The sequence below is a fragment of the Sulfurovum aggregans genome (assembly GCF_055385215.1).
Genome location: NZ_AP042387.1, coordinates 1,980,928 through 2,000,452, shown reverse-complemented (window position 1 = coordinate 2,000,452; position 19,525 = coordinate 1,980,928). Strand labels below are relative to the sequence as shown.

Here is a 19,525-nt window from a genome sequence, read left to right as displayed (position 1 = left end):
AGCTCTTTGGTTTTTCTTTTTTCTTCCTTCATGGCTCCGCTTACGCTCCGACCATTCCGGTTCCGAAGCTACAAACGACACGCAGGTGTCGTTTCCTTAACGCTTCTCACATTTCTTTTTCTTTGCACTAACACAAAAAAGTGAATATAAAACAATTCCACCAAATATATCACGATGAACTTTATCAAGCCTTAAAGCAGAGCCATTTTGCTATAATTTCATCAACTTACATAAGGATAGCTCGTGGCACTTGTAGACCTCTTTAACATCAAAAAACAGTATGACATTAAATTACTTCTTAATGATGTGGATTTTCACCTCAATGAGGGGGAGCGTATCGCCATTGTGGGGCAAAACGGGTGTGGAAAATCTACCCTTATGAAAATAGCCCTTGGGAGCGAAGAGCCTACAGAGGGTAAACGTATTGTCAATAGCAGCATACAGATCGAAATGCTGGCACAACAGCCTCACTTTGATGCAACACTTACAGTAAGAGATGCCATATTAAACGAACTTACAGAACTTCGAACCGCACAAGAGACACATGCAAAACTAAGCAACCAAGTTGCCCAAAATTTTGAAAATAAAGAACTTTTGGCTAAGCTTGAGGATATCTCATCTTTTCTAGACCATCACAATGCATGGAATCTTGATGACAAAATAGAGCGTATTTTACAAGAGTTTAAGCTCAAAGAGTACGAAAACCGTTTGGTCATCTCACTCTCAGGCGGAGAGCAGCGTCGTGCAGCTTTGGCTTCACTGGTACTAAAAAAACCTGATGTACTCCTGCTTGATGAACCAACCAACCACCTCGATGTCTATATGGTGGAGTTCCTGGAAGAGATTCTACTTAAAGAGAAGTTCACCCTGCTGTTCATCTCACATGACAGACACTTCATTGATACCATAGCAACACGTGTCATAGAAGTAGAGAACCAACATCTTGTCTCTTATAAAGGCGGTTACCGTGACTATCTTGTACAAAAAGAGGAGCGTATGAAATCTCTGGCTAAAAGCCATGATACCCTGCTTAAACTCCTTAAAAGAGAGGAAGAGTGGCTGGGTAAGAGTGTACGTGCCAGAGAGAAGCGTAACCAGGGGCGTAAAGCAAGGGTCTTTGAACTGCGGGAACAAGCCAGGAAAAATCCTACACTCATACGTAAAATGCAAGTAGAGTTAGAACGTGAAAAACGCAGTTGGAAAGGTGAAAAGGGACTAAGTAAACGCAAAATGCTTTTTGATGTAGAGAACTTACACTACACCATTGCAGGCAAAAACCTCATAGAAGGTCTCTCTACCCGTATCCTGCAACGCGACAAGATAGCTATTGTAGGAATCAACGGTGCAGGAAAATCGACCCTGCTTAAACTGCTTCTTGGGCGTCTGAAACCAGATAGCGGCAGCATCAAAAAGGGTGACTTCTCCATAGGTTACTTCGATCAGCATAGAGAGATGCTCAATGATGAGCATACCCTCATAGAAACATTTTGTCCCAATGGTGGAGACCATGTAGATGTGCAAGGGTCACATATGCATGTCTATGCCTACCTCAAGACCTTTCTCTTTCCAGAAGAGTATATGACCAAAAAAGTAGGGCAACTCAGTGGTGGAGAGAAAAACCGCGTCGCTTTGGCACTGCTTTTTACCAAAAATGTGGAGTGTCTCATTCTCGATGAGCCTACCAATGATTTAGATATTCAAACTATTACCATCTTGGAAGATAAGCTTATCAGCTTTCAAGGAGCACTTATATTTGTTTCTCATGATAGATACTTCATAGACAAAATAGCCTCTAAACTCTTCATCTTTAAAGGCAATGGTGTGGTAGAGGAGTCTTATCAGAGCTATACTGAATATCTGGAAATAGAAAAAGAGATGAAAGATCTGGAATCTTTAGAAAAAGAGGTCCACAGCACTGCAAAAAAAGAAGAGAAAACAAAAGAAAAAAAACAGACGAAACTGAGTTACAAAGAACAGCAGGATTTTGATAAATTACCTGATGAAATAGAAGCACTGGAAGAAGAGATAGAGCAACTCAACCGTTGTCTGGCAAATCCGGAATGCTATCAGGAAAAAGGGTTGAATGTCATCAGCGAAGAGCTGGCTCTGCTCCAAAAGAAGTATGAAGAGAAAAGTGACAGGTATCTTGAGGTGTTGGAGATTTTTGAATCTCTTTAATTACCAGTAGATCACTACACTGCGTCTTCCCCAGCGTAATGCTTTTCTTCTGTTCGTACCCATATAGATATCAATTCGTTTTTTATAACGTTTATTCATTTTATCTCTTACTCTGTAAATACCCGGTAATCCGCCTATTCTTACCTTTGTACCGTTACGCATACCATATCTTGTCAACATGTCTCGGGAAACAGCAATGATCTTCATACCCGGACGTAAACGGTTGTTCCATGCAGCCAGGAACGGTGTTTTATCGGTCTGTCCTCTATGTGAGCTGTAAGCTGTTGCGGTAACACGAAGTTTCCGTTTACCGAAAGGCTTGAGCATTTTTCTTTTTTTGGAAATTGCTGCTTTCTTCTTTTTTGCTTCAGCTTTCTTCTTTTTCTTTATCTCTGCCAGCTTATAAGGCAAAGGCAGGAGAAGTACCTTCCCTGTACGGATAAACGTATTGCTTTTCATATGATTGAATTTAGCCAAAGCTTTAGGTGAAAGATCAAATTTGTCAGCAATAGAGATCAGTGTGTCACCTGATTCGACTTTATATTCTGCATTGATTAAAGCATCCATTCTTTTTTGACTGTAGGGAACCTTTAATTTTTGTCCTATTTGAAGTGCTGATTTCTTTTTAAGGTGGTTCAACCTTCTTAATGCTTTTGTTTTCATATTGAGTTTCGTAGCGATCATACTTAAAGTATCACCTTTTCTAACCACATACACACCCTGCTTTTTTTTCTTTTCTTCTAACTCTTTTTTCTTCTTCTCTTCAGCAAGCTTTAATGCTTCAAGTCTTTTCTTCTCTTTTCGTTCTCTGAACTTCTGCATCACTTCCAGAAGCTCTTTTCTTCTGGATTTGATCTTTTCTATCTGTGTATCTATTGCTTTTTTTGTTTCTTTTAAAGGTGGGGCCTCTTCTGTTCCTTTAAAACGCATAGAGTCTTCAACTTTGACATATCTTTCAATCATATCTGCAACAGAAATGACTTTTAAAGAATGTTTTTTCTTTGGTATAGGGAGTGTTTTAACTACTATCAACTTTTTTCTGTCAAGATCATATTTGATCTCTTCTGCCCTGATGAATTTTAAACTGTAAGGATCACATTCCGTTGTTCCCCCCGTAACAACTCTACAGTCTACAATACTCTTTGCCGCTGCGATCTCCAATATAATAAAGGGTATGATAAAAATAGTTAAATGATTTTTAGACATCATATTCTGCCAAACTATAAAAAGTTCAACATCTCTCCTTTGATAGATTCTTTATCTACCACTACAGTATGTATAACCGGTTTGTCAAAAAGACCATGGATCATCGGAGGTACAGGAACCTGTGCATGTTCACTTACCCATTTCAATGCTTCGAGATCATCTTTGACACTGTGTCCGAGTGATTTAGCTACAGTGGTACTGAATTTAGTCCACTCTGCGGTCGAATAGATCACAGTAGGAAGTTTTTCGTCTCTGAGTGTTTCATATGCTTTCATACAGGTTGCAGTATGAGGATCCATAATATATCCTTTTTTCGCATATGCGGCGATCACAGCTTCACCCTCTTCATCATTTGAAAAAGTTGCAGAAAAATCTTCCTGTAAAGATCTCAGCTCCTCACTGTTTAACTGAAATTTGCCATCACGATTCAGATCATCCATCAACTCTTTGGTTCTTGATACACCGAATTTATCATACATCACACGCTCAATATTCGAACTTTTTAGAATATCCATTGCAGGAGATTCTGTCAGGATCAGTGTTCTCTCTGTCAGGTCATAGGAGCCTGTAGTAATCCAGTCCGTCAAAATATTATTGATATTCGAAGCGATCAGTATCTTTTGAATAGGAAGTCCTGCTTTTTTTGCATAGTATGCACCCAATGCATTACCAAAGTTACCGCTTGGCACTACCAGATAGATCTTATCTCCCATTGCTATCTTTTTATTTCGTACCATCTCCAGATAACTGTGGATATGATAGATGATCTGGAAGATAATACGTCCGAAGTTCACGGAATTCGCTGCAGAAAGCTTAATGCCACGCTCTTTGAGTTCTGCTTTAAAGTCATCTGAAGCGAGCAGATCCTTAAGTGTATGCTGCGTATCATCAAAGTTGCCCTTGACACCTATTACTTTGAGATTGTCTGCATCTTCCGTAACCATTTGAAGTTTCTGGACATCACTTGTCCCGCCATCAGGATAAAGACATGCCACTTTAACATTATTCTGGTTTTTGAATGTCTCTAATGTTGCCGGTCCTGTATCACCACTTGTCGCTGCCATAATCAGATAGTTCTCATTTCTCTCCTGGGCAAGCTTACTTAAAATATAGCCAAAGGGCTGTAATGCCATATCTTTAAATGCACGTGTCTGCCCATGATAGAGTTCAGAAACAAAACAGTCTTCTTCTATTTGTACAAGAGGGACCGGATTCTCCGGATCATCAAAAGCATCATATCTGTTCAAAGCTTCTTCAAGTACTTCCTTTGTTATATCTATATCAAACTGCTGCAAAAAATCCAATGCCAGTGTTTTATAATGGCTGGAAAGATGTTTTTCTAAAAATTCTTTATTTAAATCTGGAAGTGTTTCGGGTACGTAAAGCCCGCCAAAACTGGCACTTGGACTGAGTATCGCTTCAGAAAATGTTACACTTTTCGGCTTCTGCCCGTCATTACCCCGTGTCTCAACAAATTGCATCTATATTATCCTGTATTTCATTATATTTCTTATAATTATAGCTAAATAAGCTAAGGACTACTGTTTTCGCAACTTGATCATGTAAAAGTTTTTATCCCTTTTGAAACTATTACTCTCACCTAATAGTGCAATATATGACTTATATCATTGCTTCATTTTTTCTTTGACAAAAGCTACAAATGCACTTGCATCCATTGGTTTGGCAAAATAATACCCCTGTCCTGTATTACATCCGTTTTCACTGAGAAATACTTCCTGTAGTTTATTTTCTATCCCTTCTGCTATGACCTGGTACCCAAGACTTTTGGAAAGAGCAATAATAGCTCTGGATACTTCCGCATCATGAATATCCTTTGGAAGATCCATAACGAATGATTTATCGATTTTGATCGTATCCAGCGGCAGACTTTTCATATAGCTCAAAGATGAATATCCTGTACCGAAATCATCAATTGCTATTTGACATCCTATTTCACGGAAATCTTCCAAAATAGTCAGATTTGTGGTTGAATACTCCATAATGAAACGCTCTGTGATCTCAATTTCTATATTTTGGGGAGGGATACCCACCTTTTCTATGATCCTTTTAAAATTTTTAAACATATCTTTCTGCCTGAACTGTATACTGGAAATATTGATAGCTACCCTCTCTATATTCAGTCCTTCTGCTTTCCAATGCATATATTCCCGACATACTTCTTCAAAAATAAAATACCCAATATCAATAATGATACCTGTTTCTTCCGCCGCAGGAATAAACAGATCAGGTGAAACCTGTCCAAGACTTGGGTTGTACCACCGTACAAGTGCTTCTGCACCTGTTACTTTACCGCTTTTCAGATCATATTGCGGCTGATAATAGATATAGAGTTCCTTCTTTCTCAAAGCATGCTTGAGTTCCTGCTCAAGATCCAGACGTATTTGAATATCAATAGAAAGTTGTTCTGTATAAAACTCATATCTATCCTTCCCTTTTTCTTTGGCATAATACATTGCAGAATCCGCATGTTTGATGATCTCATTCTTCTCAATTCCATCATCTGGATAGATAGCGATACCGATACTTGCTGTCGTATTAAGATGATAATTGTGGGTCTGTATAGGCTCTCTGATAACTGAAAGGATCTTTTCTGCTATTCGTGCAGCATTCTTTCTCTCTTTTACAGGATCAAGTATGATCACAAATTCATCTCCTCCTATACGGGCAAACAGATCATCCTTTCTTAATATATTACTGATCCGTTTGGATAGGCGGATCAGCATATCATCTCCGATATCATGCCCCAGGGTATCATTGATCACTTTAAAACGGTCCAGATCAATAAAAAGAATCGCTACCATTTCATGATTGATCTTTGCAAGGTTAAAAATACGAACGATCTCTCTCTCAAAATGTGCACGGTTCGGAAGATGTGTTAAGCTGTCATGGTAGGCAAGGAAATTTGCTTTTTCCTCCATCTCAATGATCTCTTCAAGGTTGGTATAGATCGCAATAAAATTGGCTATTGCCCCTATTTTATCTCTGACCACTGTAATAGTAAGCCAGACAGGAAGAACTTTCCCGCTTTTTGTTTTATTATATATTTTCCCTGTCCATCGATCTTTTGTAGTAAGGGCATACCACATTCTTTTATAAAAGAGTCTATCCTGTTTCAAGGAAGCAATGATCGTTGGAGTCTGACCGATAAGCTCTTCTTCTTGATATCCGAACATATGTATAAATGCCGGATTGATCGAAAGGATCTTTTTCTCACTGTCTGTGATCATGATCCCGTCACCGATCGTTTCATAAACTGCAGCAGACTGCTGCAGTTTCTGCTGTTGTTCTTTATAATCGGTAATATCGAGCTTGATCGCAAGATATTGCACAAGTTCCCCTTCCATGAAAATAGGGACAATAGATGCTTTTTCATACAAGAGCGTACCATCTTTACGCCTGTTGACCAGTTCTCCCTGCCATTTCTCACCACGGTCAAGTGTTTCATTCATATTCTTATAAAAGTCATCACTGAGAAGATCTGACTTGAGGATCTTCGGATTTTTTCCAAGCACTTCCTCTTTTGTATATCCAGTATGTGCTTCAAAGGCTTCATTGACATATTCGATCTGACGATCTTTATTGGTGATCATGATCACATCATCACTGTTTTCTATAGCATAACGAAATGCCTGCAATTCACGTGTTTTTTGACGTACCTGCTGATAGTTGAACATAAGAATGATCAAAATTAAAAAAGCCAATAGAAAAAATGAAAACGTAATTACTTTATGTTGATAACGATTAAGGTCATAATAATTATCCATATAGGACATCATATACTCAAGCTCATCTGAAAATTTGATCCCCCTGCTTTGTAGCAAATCTTTTTTGATCGCTTCAATATCAGACAGGAACTGTTTAGAGTGCTGATAAAAATAACTGAATACCTGATCTTCTTTACTATAGTCCTTCAATTCTTTCAAATGTGTCAAGAACCTGGTTTTATTGATCGGAAGATCCATGAGACTTTGACCTATAGTAAAGAAGATCTGGTCTAACAGCTCTTGCTTCTCTCTATCATTCATATATGTTTTGTCTATTGTTCTACGCAGGTCATAAAGGTAATGGATAGAATTCGTAACCCTTGCATTCAGTGTTTTAAAATGCTCAAGCAAATTTGATTTTTCCTGATACATATTATCAATCGTCTCAAGTTCTTTATAAATATCCCAGCCAAACTCCTGTTTCAGGTTACTTTTTTTGAGAAAATCAATACTCGCTTCAAACTCTTTTGATACCTGACTTGTTTCATCATAATCTATATAACGATACGATTTTAAAAAAAAATCACTCAGTTGATGATCTAAAGTAATCATTTTTTCAAGTTCCTGATGATAGGTATTATAGTTTTTGATCTCACCATCAATTTTTTGCAAATAGAGGAAAAGAAAAGAGAGGACCAATACGAAAGAAATAAGCAATATAATGAATTTATCGATTCTTCTTTGCCAAAAATTGTTAGTTTTAATCATTATTTCACTTTTACAATTTCAGGAATTTCTCCTGTTAAAGATTTAAGAAATACAACAATAGCATCTATTTCTCCATCCTCCATATGTCTTCCCAACTGATGTTCTGTCATGAATTCAACAGCACCTTTTAATGTCTCTTCTCTTCCGTCATGCATATAGGGTGCTGTTAAAGCAATATTTCTTAAGGAAGGTACTTTAAAGACATATTTGTCGTCCTCCCTTTTTGTAACATTATATCTTCCCAGATTACTACTGCGTACCTTTTTGTAAATACCGAATTTATTATAAAAGTTTCCTCCGATATTCACACCATTATGACAAAGTACACACCCTTTGGAGGTAAAAAGACGATATCCTTCTTTGGCTTTCTGACTAATAGCATTTTCTTCCCCCTTCAGATATTTGTCAAAAGGGGAATCCGGTGTGATCAATACTGTTTCAAATTCGGCAATGGCATCTGCTACATTCTCTGATGTAATACCATCAGAATAAATATCATTGAACTCATTAAGATACATTTTGTTTTTTTGAAGTGTTGCGACCATTAAATCCATATTATGGCCCATCTCAACCGGGTTTTTAATAGGACCAAATACCTGTTCTTTCAGATCTTTGGCACGTCCATCCCAAAATTGGCGAAAATTAAATACAGCATTGTATACTGTAGGAGAATTGATATTCCCTTGTTGTCCTCCAATACCAAAAGAGAACTTCAAACCATCATCTCCGCCATTTTGAAGATCATGGCAGGTAGCACATGAAATGGTACCGTTCCTGGAAAGAACAGGATCAAAAAACAGTTTCTTTCCCAGTTGGACTTTTTTCATATCTACTTTCAATGTATTGGGAATCGGCTTAATGAATGCACAGAAAAGTGTTGTATTCCAGAAGGCAACGCCTATAACCAATACAGCTATGCTTTTTAAAGTTCGATACAAGTTCCCACACCTGAACTTGTTAATATTTCAAGAAGTAAAGAATGTTCTACACGTCCATCAATAATATGTGCTTTTTTGACTCCTCCTCTTAACGCTTCGATACAGGCATCTACTTTAGGTACCATACCACCGTGTATCGTACCATCTGCCTTCAGGGCTTCTGTCTTTTCAATACTCAGGTTGGTAATGAGTTTCATATTTTTATCCAATACACCGGGTGTATCTGTTAGAAAAAGTACTTTTCGTGCTTCAAGTGCAATAGCGATTTTGCTTGCGGCAAGATCCGCATTGATATTGAATCCCGGATGCCCCATAGTACTGCTTCCTGCAATTGGTGCAATGACCGGAACTGCTCCATCCTCAATAATATGATCCACGATCTCCGGATCGACATGCTCTATCATCCCTGTATAACCAAAGTTTTCAAAGTCTTTAGGGATACCTTTTAAAAATCCGCCGTCTTTCCCTGAAATACCTATGGCTTTTGTTCCATGATTATCAAGCAGCGAAACGATCTCCTTATTGATCTCTCCGGAAAGAACCATCTCCGCAATACGCATAACCTCTTTGGTAGTGACTCTTTGTCCGTCAACAAACTTCGTATCTACTCCCAGGTCAGCCAGAAGATTTGTAATACTTTTACCCCCACCATGTACGATGATCGGCTTCATACCTACAAGATGAAGCAGAACAACATCCTGGGCAAACTGCTCTTTAAGTTCAGAACTTGTTTGTGCAGAACCACCATACTTTATCACTATCTTCTCATTGGAAAATTTTTTAATAAATGGTAACGCATCAAGGAGCGTCTTAACTACATCTATCTTACTTTTATACATTTGTTTCCTTTTACTAAAGCCAAATTTCAGCCGGATCTCTCTTACTGAAACTTGGAATTTAAACTCTTATATTGTTCCAGGTATCTATCTACCTGGATAAAAATCTTATTGTTGATCTCTAATTCTAACTTCATTTTTGAGAGGGGCAACTTAAAATCCTGCATTTTTACAGCATCCTTTTCTGTAACAAGCAGACTTGTTGCTCCATACTGCTGTATTAATTTCAGCAACTCTTTCTCTTTAAAATAAGCATGATCTTCCAAATATATTTTTTGAATAACACCTTCAGGAAGATACTTATCCAGCCTTTCAGGATTAGAGATAGCAGTTACAAGTAACATTTTGGAAGTCAGATCTTCAAAGTATACTTTCCTTACAAATGATTCTCCCTCCTTGGCAACTATATCTGCATATTTTTTACTGAACCAAAACTCTCTAAAAGCTCCGGCAGGAAACGGTAGATAGTTTTTAATGATTTCAGGTTCTAAAAGTATCTCAAACTTTTCTATCTCTACACGATTAAACCCATCATCCAATATAATAAATTTTGCTCCCTGTTCTTTGGCTAATGCTATCGCTTTATGTCTGTCTTCGCTCACTATGACAGAAGCATAAGGCAACGAAGCAGCCATAAGCATCGGCTCATCACCACTCTGTTCTACATTTGTAAGTATCTTGCCTTTTTGGCTTACTTCAACCAAACCTTTACTCTGTCTGCCGTATCCTCGAGATACGATACTTACATCTTTATATCTTGAAGCCAAAGCTGTCACAAAAGGTGTCTTACCGCTTCCCCCGACAATAAGATTACCTACACTTACAATAGGGATACCAAATGATTTTTTAGGTATAGCTGCTCTTCGTAATGACATCAGAACACCATACAAAAGAGAGAGCGGTAAAAGCAATAGTATCACAGGATAGTGATACCATCTGGGAGAAAAGAACATTGTTTCAAAAAAGCTGGTCATGAACACTCTTTCGCACCCAGTTTTTTAATCTCAGAACACGTAAACCCTGCTTCTTTCCTTGCATCTACGTTAATGTGAGGTCGATGTTTGGAGAGGAGTTTATAGCGTTCAAGTATCTCAAAATAGACACTCTCTTCCAGACCCTCTATCCTGCAAAGATACTTAAACCATTTGTCACCCTTATAGACATGGTCTATCTCTTCTTCATAGATGATATTCAATGCATCTATAAGTTTTTTTACTAAAGGGTTTTTACGTTTGTTATCCAGTTTTTTAATGATCTGAGGATTCACATCGAGTCCGGAAGCTTCATAATAGCGCGGAACGATCGCCATCCTGTCAAGTACAGAGCCTGCCGTATGCTCTGCTGCATCAAAAAGCCCGCAATGTACAGGAAAGTCCCCATACCTGTAGCCCAATGCATCAAGAAGTTCTTTAAGCATCTTATAATGCCGTATCTCATCCTGGGCTACGACCAACCAATCTACTTTATACTCCATGGGCATCTGAGGAAAGCGATAGACTGCATCCAGTGCCAGATCAATGGCTGAGTACTCTATATGAGTGATGGCATGTACCAACGTAGCCAATCCCTCCGTAGTATCAAAATCCTTTCTTGCCGGCAATTCCCGGGGATCTACGATGTGACACTTTGAAGCATAGGAGGGTTTTTCAAATATTTTAGCTACAAAGCCATCCTCTACTCTCACTTCATTTTGCTTGCAATACTCCAAACATTGAAGTGTCAACTCCTCTTTAAGAAGAATATCATCACTGATAATGGCTTGTTCTAAAACATTATAAATATTCATAAGGAATTATATAGTAGACTTCTTTTAAAACTCATGGAGTGAGAAATTTTTTAGAGTGCGATAGCTTTTGTTTTAAAGCTTCGAAAGCCTAGCCTGGCTAAACTAAGAAGATTTAAAATGAAAGATGATGTGCTATAACATATTTGTCTTTTCATTATTTTAAAAGAAGGCTACTAATGCAGATTAAAATACAACCTATGGGACCTTACCAAACCAACTGTTACATTGCCACAGTAGATGGCAAAGACTTCATCATCGACCCGGGTGTAGATGCAACCGAGTGGGTTTTAAATAATGTCACCAATCCTGTAGCCATCCTCAACACCCATGGACACTTTGACCATGTATGGTCTAACGCAGAGGTCAAAGAGAAACTTAAACTTCCTATCTACTGTCCGAAGGGTGATGTTTTTATGCTTACTGACGATCCTCTGGGACAAGGAACACCCAAAAGTATTCCCGATCATGAAGTCACAGGTGATGAAGAGCTCATTCTGGAAGGTGTTAAAATAAAATATCGCCATTTCCCAGGACATACACCGGGAAACTCCATCATTGAAATAGGTGACGTATGGTTCAGCGGAGACTTCCTCTTCCAGCAATCCATAGGAAGATGGGATTTCCCTGCTTCAAGTGGAGAAGATATGGTAAAAAGTTTAGAGAAAGCCATGAAGATAGAAGGTGATTATACCATCTATCCCGGTCATGGTTTGAGTACTACACTTAAAGCAGAGCAGAGGGTGATGCCTTATTGGATAGAACAGGTGAGGAGGACAATATAATCGTGAACAGTTTCACGATTAGTCCGACGGAACCGAAGCGGTGGAGCAAAGCGACCCGCATAGGCTAAGTACGTTTTAACCAAATACGTGTCTATCAAGCACAAAAGTAGTAAAACTCCCTTCAAAAACAAGCTTTTCATCAACAAAAGCTTGTACCTCCACTACTTTTTTCTTCCCTTTTTCACTGACTATCACAGCTTTGCACAAAACAGCATCCCCTGCTTTTACCGGAGCAATGAATTTAGAGGCGGATGCGCCCAATACAACATAAGGGTCATTCACTGCGGACATAGCAGCATAATCCGCAGCACCAAAGATAAAACCGCCGTGAACTAAACCTTGGGTATCTGCTGCCATTTGTTGCGTGGTGTGAAGTAGGACTTCTGCGTAGTTACTTTCAAGTCTTGTGACTTTTCCACAGAGTGATGTATTAATATTTAGATGGGTTTTTAACTGCATGATGATCCTTGATAATTTTTAAAATTATAGCAAAGAACTATTATAGAGAAAATTGAAATATGAAGCTCAAGGAAAAAATAAAACGCGTCAGCACCTCACCTTTTTGTTTATGCCGGGACGGTGCTTTTTTTTGGTTCGTTCTTTTTTCTTTGTGGTGCTACAAAGAAAAAAAATGAACAAAAAGAAACAACGCCACAGTTAAAATGAAAGGAAACAGTTAAGAATTATGCAAAGTTGGTATCGGGATGAGGGCAACCCGACCTACAACAAAAATTAGTTTGATGTATTGAATGCGTTAAAGGTGCGTTGGCAAACGCACCCTACAGGATTGACATATTATTGATTAATATGAGAACTTATATCCTCTACGTCTGACAGTATGGATCACCTGGAATCCAAGAATACTCTTCAAGCGTTTTCTTATCTGGTTGATCGCAACCTCAACCGTATTGTCACTGACATACTCCGGCTCTTCCCAAAGTGCATTGATGATCTCGTCTTTTGAAAAGACTCTTTGTTTCCGAAGTGCAAGATAAGCCAAAATATCAAATGTTTTACCGTTCAGAGAAACGATCTTTTCATCATACTCTATCTTTTTATTTGCGATATCAATAACAAGTTTACCTATGTCTACTGTCGTTCCAAAAAGGTGTCTCATATTTGCAAGTACTCTTGCAGCGATAAGGTCCGGATGTTCGCAGTGCTCATAAATAACATCATCCACACCCAAAGAGAAAAATCCGGCCTGCTGCTGATAATTATCAGTCAGGATCATCATCTTCGTTTCACTTTTTTTCTTCTTCACTTCATTGACATAACGCTCAAGTGAAAACTTTACACCTTCATCCACAATAATGACAAGTTCATAATGCCTAAAGTCTGTAAAGTTTGTTGCATCATACATATCTTTTGCATTATCAACAATACAAATAAAGTATTTATCTAATTCTTTTTCAAGTTCCTTGACATATTCATCACTGAAACCTACTGTTAGTATTCTCATTCTTTTATACTATCCAATCTACTCAAAAAGTAAACAAAACCTTAAGTTTTACCTACTATTCTCTTTTATTAGCGTATTTATAGCAAAATGTACCTTATTTAAAAATAAAACCAACTTTTAGTTTCTTATGGTATTTTACTACTTTTAAAGTGATTTAATCGCTTTTATATAGACTCTTTTAGGCGCAGGATACCCTTCTACCGTCTTTGTAGCATCATTAGGGTCAAGGAAATCTTCAAGACTTTGGGTATCTATCCACTCTGTTTTTCTTTGTTCATTATGCTCTGTTTTCATAATTTTCAGTACTTCAACCGTTTCAAACCCTGCTCTATGGCACCAATTTTTCAATGCATTGACTGTAGGCACAAAGTAAATATTCGGGATTTTGGAGTATCTGTCTTTAGGTGTAAGACACATTTCCTCCTCACCATCTATCATAAAGGTATCAAGTATTAACTCTCCACCTTTGTTAAGTCCCTTAAAGAGTGATTTCAGCATCGCAACGGGGTCAGACCTATGATAAAGTACACCCAAACAAAAGAGTGTATCAAACTTATGCTCGTAGAACTCCACATGCTCCACACCTAAAAGTTCATAAACAATATCACTTTTGACAAAGTGATTGATAAATTGAAATTGAGAATAGTAGATAGCTGATGGATCAAAACCTATGAGTTTCTTCGGCGCTTGTGAAAGCATACGAAAAAGATAATAACCATTGTTGCAGCCAATATCACCTACAATTTTATCTTTAAGATCAAAATGGGGCTCCAACAGATTGTATTTGATCTGACTCTGCCACTCTGAATCAATAAAGAGATCATTGATCTGAAATGGACCTTTGCGCCAGGGTTTCATAAGCAAAGCAGTCTGTTTTATCTGCTCCGCTGCTTCATCAGAAAGATTTTCTATTTGAAGTTCTACTCTGTCACCAAGAGTTACCTCAACAGTTGAGTACTCCGGTAAAGCTTTTATAGCCTCTTGATAGGGTCTGATATTTTTCCATGTAAGCCATTTCCGGCGTTCCTGCCTTAAAGTATCTAAATTCATTTACTGTTTTATATAGGCTTTTTTGATCGTTTGATCAAAGAGTGGTCTGTTAGCTCCACGAGAGACAGACACATTTTCTATCTTCTTCACAGCATCTTGCCCCGCAATTACTTCACCAAAGATAGTGTAGCCCCCATTGAGATGTGGCGTTGGTACAGTAGTAATGAAAAACTGACTACCATTGGTATTCATACCATGATTTGCCATAGCTAGCAGGAAAGGTTTATCAAAAACAAGGTTAGGTGTATTTTCATTTTTAAACTCTTTTCCCCAAATAGACTCACCACCCATACCGGTCCCGGTCGGATCCCCACCCTGGATCATAAATCCTTCGATCACTCTATGGAAAATAATACCATTATAGTATCCTCTTTTTACAAGGCCAAGAAAATTCTCTACTGCCAAAGGTGATTTTTCAGGATAGAGCTTAAGTTCTATTTTCCCGGCATTCGTTTCCAATACAACAACAGGTGCTTTCATTGCAGCTGTTTTTATCTCTTGTGCATTTATCTGTAAAGCTAATCCTAAAAAAAGCAGTCCGAAAAATATTTTCCGCATTTTATATATCCTTTTCACAATGGTCTATATGAAGTTTTTTAAGTACTCTATTGAAAAAATCTCCGCCTTCTCTATGGACATCATCATAAAATTCAATATAGATACACTGAATATCAGGTCTGTCATTGGATATCTTGTCAAAAATAAAAGGGGCTTGACCTGTCTCTTTTTTTACCTCTTCTATTGCCTGAAGTATTTCACTCTTCAATGTTTGATTGTCTCCAAACATCAGGCCAAGTCCTTCATACCGTTCTTCCATTCTAAAATGTGCTTTTATCTCTTGACATCTGTCCATTTTTTACCTTTTTATAATCATTTGAAAGCATTGTAACACAGTTGTGCTTTGCTTAATTAATAAGTCTGGACGTGAAGCAGTTCACGTTTGCTTAACGGTGTTGCCTGCACGGCTGCACTGCGTTCCGACCGCTTCGGTTCCGCCCCTACAAACGTGAAGCAGTTCACGTTTGCTTAACGGGGCTCATCTCGCATAACTTGTTGCTCTTGTTTCGCGTATTACATTTACTTTTATTTCACCGGGATACTGTACTCTCTCCTGGATCTCTTTTGCGATCTCTTTACTTAAAAGTACTGCTTCATTATCACTCATTTTTTGTGCGTTGACAAAAACACGTATCTCTCTGCCTGCATTGATGGCATAGGCCTGTTCTACGTCATTTTTAGACATAGCGATCTCTTCTACCTCTTTAACCCGTTTGGTAAAACTCTCAAGTACCTCCCGTCGAGCTCCTGGTCTTGCGGCTGAAAGTGTATCAGCTGCACAAACAGCTGCACTTTCTACAGAATCCGGTTCTTCATGTCCATGATGTGCATAAATAGCATTGATGACAGTAGGATGCTCATTATGTCTGCGGCAAAGTTCTGCACCGATATCAACATGGGAACCTCCCATATCCTGTGTCAATGCTTTTCCTATATCATGCAGCAATCCCGCACGCAGAGCAAGCTTTTCATCCCCACCCATTTCTGCAGCCATCACACGTGCAAGTTTAGCAACTTCCAAAGTATGTGCCAAAGCATTTTGTCCATAACTTGCTCTGTACTTCATGCGGCCCAGTAACTTTACAAGTTCTTCATGCATAGGAAAAAGTCCAAGATCTATGAGTATATTCTCACCTTCTTCATACGTCTTTTGTTCAAATTCTGCCTGAACTTTTTCATGTACCTCTTCAATACGTCCGGGATGTATACGCCCATCTTCAACCAGTATTTCTATTACCCGGGTTGCAATGGCTCTTCTGTAAAGGTTAAAAGAACTGACAAGTATCACACCGGGAGTTTCATCTATGACAATATCCACCCCCAAAAGCATTTCAAGGGTTTTAATGTTCCGTCCCTCTTTACCTATAATACGCCCTTTATGCTCATCACTTGGCAAATTTACAAAATTAATAAGCCTCTCACCTGCGAATTCACCTGCATAGCGTGTAGTTGCCTGTGCCAAAATATAATTAGCTTTTTTCTCTCCCTCTTCCTTGGCCAACTGCTCATATTTTCGTACAATACCTGCTACTTCTGAACGGCTCTGCTCCTCAACTTTTTCCAGAATATATGTTTTTGCCTCTTCATGTGTAAGAGAAGCTGCACTTTGCAGTTTTTCTACAGCCTTGCTGATCTCTTCCTGTTTTTTCAGTTCCAGTTTTTCTAAATTCGCCTCTTTCTCCAGTATTTTATGCTGCAGGAAGGCAAGTCTCTCTTCTTCTTTAGCCAACTCTTTTGTCTGTAGGATCAAAGTACGGTTTCTCTCTTCGGCCTGAGTAATACGTTTTTGGAACTCTGCCTCCTGTTCCAACTCTTTAGCCTTGATCTTTACATGGGTTTCCTGTAGTAAAAGTTCTGCTTCATTACTTATGGCCTTTGCTTTTGCTTTTGCTTCCAATTCCAGATGTGAAAATTTTTTCCAGGTACTGTGCTTTAACCATAAGTAGCAGATTCCTGCCCCTACTGCTGCTCCGGCAAGGCCGGAAATTCCTATTATTCCTAACATCACTTATCCTTCTTAATACAAGAAAAAGCCTAAAAATGTATTATATTCTGTGGTGTGACAACTATATCTGCCTTAACATCATAATGGTCTGTAACGATCTCCCAGCTATAACACAATTCACGTGCCACAAACACTGTTTTATTTATATTTTTAATCTCTTTTTCAAAAAATCTATCATACATTCCTTTACCGAATCCTACACGTCTATGCATCATATCCAGCCCCACAATCGGTACAATAGCTATATCTATTTTTTTATTTCTATATTGTTTTGAATCTTTCGGTTCTTTTATCCCAAAACATTTTCTTTTCAGCGGGTATCTATATTTTACCAGCCTGAAACTTTTACCTTCCATAAACGGTACATAGAGTTCTCTTTTTTCCTTTCTCAGCAGTCTAATAAGAGGATAAAGGTCAACCTCTGTTCTTAACGGCAGATAAAGCATGATCTTCTGTGCCCGGCTTTGCACGATAAGCCGGTATAACCGCTGGACTACAATTTTGTCTTTTTTATAAGAACCTCTGCCGCTTGCTTTTTTTAAACGTTCCAGACAATGTGCTCTAAAATGCTTTTTCTTCATCTCTCTTTGCATGACTTCCATTCTTTTTTAGTGCTCTTTAGGTATAATCCCTATACTTATTATACCCAAAGGAACCGTGTGAAAGAAATCAGATCTTATCTCTTATCTCTTTTTTTATTATGCTTTATCCTCTTCTTTTTTACTGGTTGTGAAGATAAAAAAGAGCCAAAGTCTCCCCCTTCTGTGGAAAATACCACTGAGATATTGATACAAAAAGACAAAAAACAACTGAATGAAAAAAAAGAAGAATTCGATACAGAAGAAACCAGACAGACAGATAACCGTATAAAAGCTGTAGCAGAACAGACATCCGCAAATACTTTTACCCTTACTGACAGTAAACAAAATAAACATCTGCTTTCTATGCATGGTCAAAAAATAGATTTTCATGATATTAACCGATCTATAGTAATTGTAAATTTTTTCACAACATGGTACTCTCCCTGCCGTTGGGAGGTACCCTATCTCTCAGACATTCAGGAAAAATATAAAAAGAATATTTTTGTCATGGGTATTCTTGTCAATGATATACTGAATGACCATGCCCTCGAAGAATTCATGCATAAATATCATGTAGAATATTTCATCTCAAACAGTAGACAAAATGATGCCTTTGCCACAAAAGCTGTCAAGGCACTTCAGCTCCAGGAAAACTTTCCCATTCCACTTACAGTGATCTATAAAGAAGGAAACTACTACACACATTATGAAGGTGCTGTTCCTATGGAAATGCTGGAACACGATCTGCAAGAAGCAATCAAAGATAAAGGATTATAAAAAATGTTCAATCTATTTAAAAAAGTATTAGGGAAGACAAACAAAGCTATCAAAGAAGTTGCCCCGATCAAGAAAAAAGAGATCTCTAAAGAAGATTTTGAAGATATCCTGCTTGAAGCAGATGTCAACTATGAACTTGCAGAAAGACTCTTAGAATCTCTTCCAAACAATATTAACCGTATACAGGCATTTAACTCCCTGATCTCTGTATTTCAGTATAAAGCAGACTGGAAAGAGAGTGATGTCAAACCTTTTGTTGAAATGATCATCGGAGTAAACGGTGCGGGGAAAACAACTACTATTTCTAAGCTTGCATACCGATATAAAGAGATGGGACACAGTGTCATTCTCGGTGCAGGAGATACTTTCCGTGCAGCTGCCATAGAACAGCTTAGCAGATGGGCAAATAAACTAAACATACCGATCGTTGCGACTCAGCAGGGGCATGACCCTTCTGCTGTAGTATATGATACAATAGAATCAGCCAAAGCAAAAGGTATTGACAATGTCATTATTGATACGGCAGGCAGACTTCATACACAAACCAACCTCAGTGAAGAACTTAAAAAAATGATACGTGTCGCAAACAAAGCACAAGAGGGGGCACCTCATCGGAAAATGCTCATACTCGACGGCACTCAGGGAAGCTCTTCCATCAATCAGGCAAAAGCATTCAATGAAATGATTGGAGTTGACGGTATCATTATCACAAAGCTTGATGGTACTGCAAAAGGCGGTTCGGTACTGAGTATCGCTGATGAACTCAAAATGCCTATTTTCTATATAGGTACGGGAGAGCAGCCCAAAGACTTGATTCGATTTAAAGCAAATGAATATGTCAACACTATTTTGGATGAAATTTTTATCTAAAAA

18 protein-coding genes are annotated in these 19,525 nt (G+C 38.3%); 4 read left to right on the top strand and 14 right to left on the bottom strand.

Annotation, left to right across the window (positions count from 1 at the left end):
- Window positions 1-243 precede the first annotated feature (243 nt).
- Window positions 244-2,178 (top strand): ABC-F family ATP-binding cassette domain-containing protein, encoded by a 1,935-nt coding sequence (locus ACZ48W_RS10145; protein ID WP_464828286.1) that lies wholly within the window; start codon window positions 244-246, stop codon window positions 2,176-2,178.
- Here the strand turns inward: ACZ48W_RS10145 and ACZ48W_RS10140 are convergent, their stop codons facing one another.
- The 7 genes from ACZ48W_RS10140 to ACZ48W_RS10110 form a co-directional block, all read right to left on the bottom strand.
- Entirely contained in the window at window positions 2,179-3,387 is a 1,209-nt protein-coding gene (locus ACZ48W_RS10140) for a 3D domain-containing protein (protein WP_464828285.1), read from the bottom strand. It lies immediately after the preceding gene.
- An 11-nt stretch (window positions 3,388-3,398) separates the two neighbouring features.
- Entirely contained in the window at window positions 3,399-4,865 is a 1,467-nt protein-coding gene (thrC, locus tag ACZ48W_RS10135) for a threonine synthase (protein WP_464828284.1), read from the bottom strand.
- 144 nt (window positions 4,866-5,009) lie between these two features.
- Window positions 5,010-7,877 (bottom strand): EAL domain-containing protein, encoded by a 2,868-nt coding sequence (locus ACZ48W_RS10130; protein ID WP_464828283.1) that lies wholly within the window; start codon window positions 7,875-7,877, stop codon window positions 5,010-5,012.
- The gene (locus ACZ48W_RS10125; protein WP_464828282.1) at window positions 7,877-8,815 is read right to left on the bottom strand and encodes a cytochrome-c peroxidase; all 939 of its coding nucleotides are present in this window, start codon (window positions 8,813-8,815) and stop codon (window positions 7,877-7,879) included. The genes ACZ48W_RS10130 and ACZ48W_RS10125 overlap by 1 nt, the downstream gene beginning before the upstream one ends.
- Window positions 8,800-9,654, bottom strand: coding sequence for an acetylglutamate kinase (gene argB / locus ACZ48W_RS10120; protein ID WP_464828281.1), 855 nt, complete (start codon window positions 9,652-9,654; stop codon window positions 8,800-8,802). The genes ACZ48W_RS10125 and argB overlap by 16 nt, the downstream gene beginning before the upstream one ends.
- A gap of 41 nt (window positions 9,655-9,695) precedes the next feature.
- On the bottom strand, window positions 9,696-10,625 hold the full coding sequence (locus tag ACZ48W_RS10115; protein ID WP_464828280.1) for a tetraacyldisaccharide 4'-kinase: 930 nt from the start codon (window positions 10,623-10,625) through the stop codon (window positions 9,696-9,698).
- Window positions 10,622-11,437, bottom strand: a complete 816-nt coding sequence (locus ACZ48W_RS10110) for a ferritin-like domain-containing protein (RefSeq protein WP_464828279.1) — start codon at window positions 11,435-11,437, stop codon at window positions 10,622-10,624. Before ACZ48W_RS10110 ends, ACZ48W_RS10115 begins: the two co-directional genes overlap by 4 nt.
- Before the next feature lie 176 nt (window positions 11,438-11,613).
- Here ACZ48W_RS10110 and ACZ48W_RS10105 point away from each other — a divergent pair, with 176 nt between their 5' ends.
- Window positions 11,614-12,219, top strand: a complete 606-nt coding sequence (locus ACZ48W_RS10105) for an MBL fold metallo-hydrolase (RefSeq protein WP_464828278.1) — start codon at window positions 11,614-11,616, stop codon at window positions 12,217-12,219.
- A 75-nt stretch (window positions 12,220-12,294) separates the two neighbouring features.
- Here ACZ48W_RS10105 and ACZ48W_RS10100 read toward each other — a convergent pair whose 3' ends face one another.
- From ACZ48W_RS10100 to ACZ48W_RS10070, 7 genes are all read right to left on the bottom strand, one after another.
- Window positions 12,295-12,678: a hotdog domain-containing protein gene (locus ACZ48W_RS10100; RefSeq protein WP_464828277.1), complete on the bottom strand. Its 384-nt coding sequence runs from the start codon at window positions 12,676-12,678 to the stop codon at window positions 12,295-12,297.
- 343 nt (window positions 12,679-13,021) lie between these two features.
- On the bottom strand, window positions 13,022-13,681 hold the full coding sequence (locus ACZ48W_RS10095; protein ID WP_464828276.1) for a winged helix-turn-helix domain-containing protein: 660 nt from the start codon (window positions 13,679-13,681) through the stop codon (window positions 13,022-13,024).
- A gap of 144 nt (window positions 13,682-13,825) precedes the next feature.
- Complete coding sequence (gene cmoB / locus ACZ48W_RS10090) at window positions 13,826-14,731, bottom strand: tRNA 5-methoxyuridine(34)/uridine 5-oxyacetic acid(34) synthase CmoB (protein WP_464828275.1); 906 nt, start codon at window positions 14,729-14,731, stop codon at window positions 13,826-13,828.
- Complete coding sequence (locus ACZ48W_RS10085) at window positions 14,732-15,289, bottom strand: peptidylprolyl isomerase (protein WP_464828274.1); 558 nt, start codon at window positions 15,287-15,289, stop codon at window positions 14,732-14,734.
- A 1-nt stretch (window position 15,290) separates the two neighbouring features.
- Entirely contained in the window at window positions 15,291-15,584 is a 294-nt protein-coding gene (locus ACZ48W_RS10080) for a hypothetical protein (RefSeq protein WP_464828273.1), read from the bottom strand.
- Between the two features lie 183 nt (window positions 15,585-15,767).
- Window positions 15,768-17,294, bottom strand: coding sequence for a ribonuclease Y (gene rny / locus ACZ48W_RS10075; RefSeq protein ID WP_464828272.1), 1,527 nt, complete (start codon window positions 17,292-17,294; stop codon window positions 15,768-15,770).
- A gap of 29 nt (window positions 17,295-17,323) precedes the next feature.
- Window positions 17,324-17,887 (bottom strand): 5-formyltetrahydrofolate cyclo-ligase, encoded by a 564-nt coding sequence (locus ACZ48W_RS10070; RefSeq protein WP_464828271.1) that lies wholly within the window; start codon window positions 17,885-17,887, stop codon window positions 17,324-17,326.
- A gap of 66 nt (window positions 17,888-17,953) precedes the next feature.
- Between ACZ48W_RS10070 and ACZ48W_RS10065 the strand changes: the two genes are divergently transcribed.
- On the top strand, window positions 17,954-18,652 hold the full coding sequence (locus ACZ48W_RS10065; protein ID WP_464828270.1) for a TlpA family protein disulfide reductase: 699 nt from the start codon (window positions 17,954-17,956) through the stop codon (window positions 18,650-18,652).
- Window positions 18,653-18,655: 3 nt separating this feature from the next.
- The gene (gene ftsY / locus ACZ48W_RS10060) at window positions 18,656-19,522 is read left to right on the top strand and encodes a signal recognition particle-docking protein FtsY (RefSeq protein WP_464828269.1); all 867 of its coding nucleotides are present in this window, start codon (window positions 18,656-18,658) and stop codon (window positions 19,520-19,522) included.
- The last annotated feature ends 3 nt before the right edge of the window (window positions 19,523-19,525 follow it).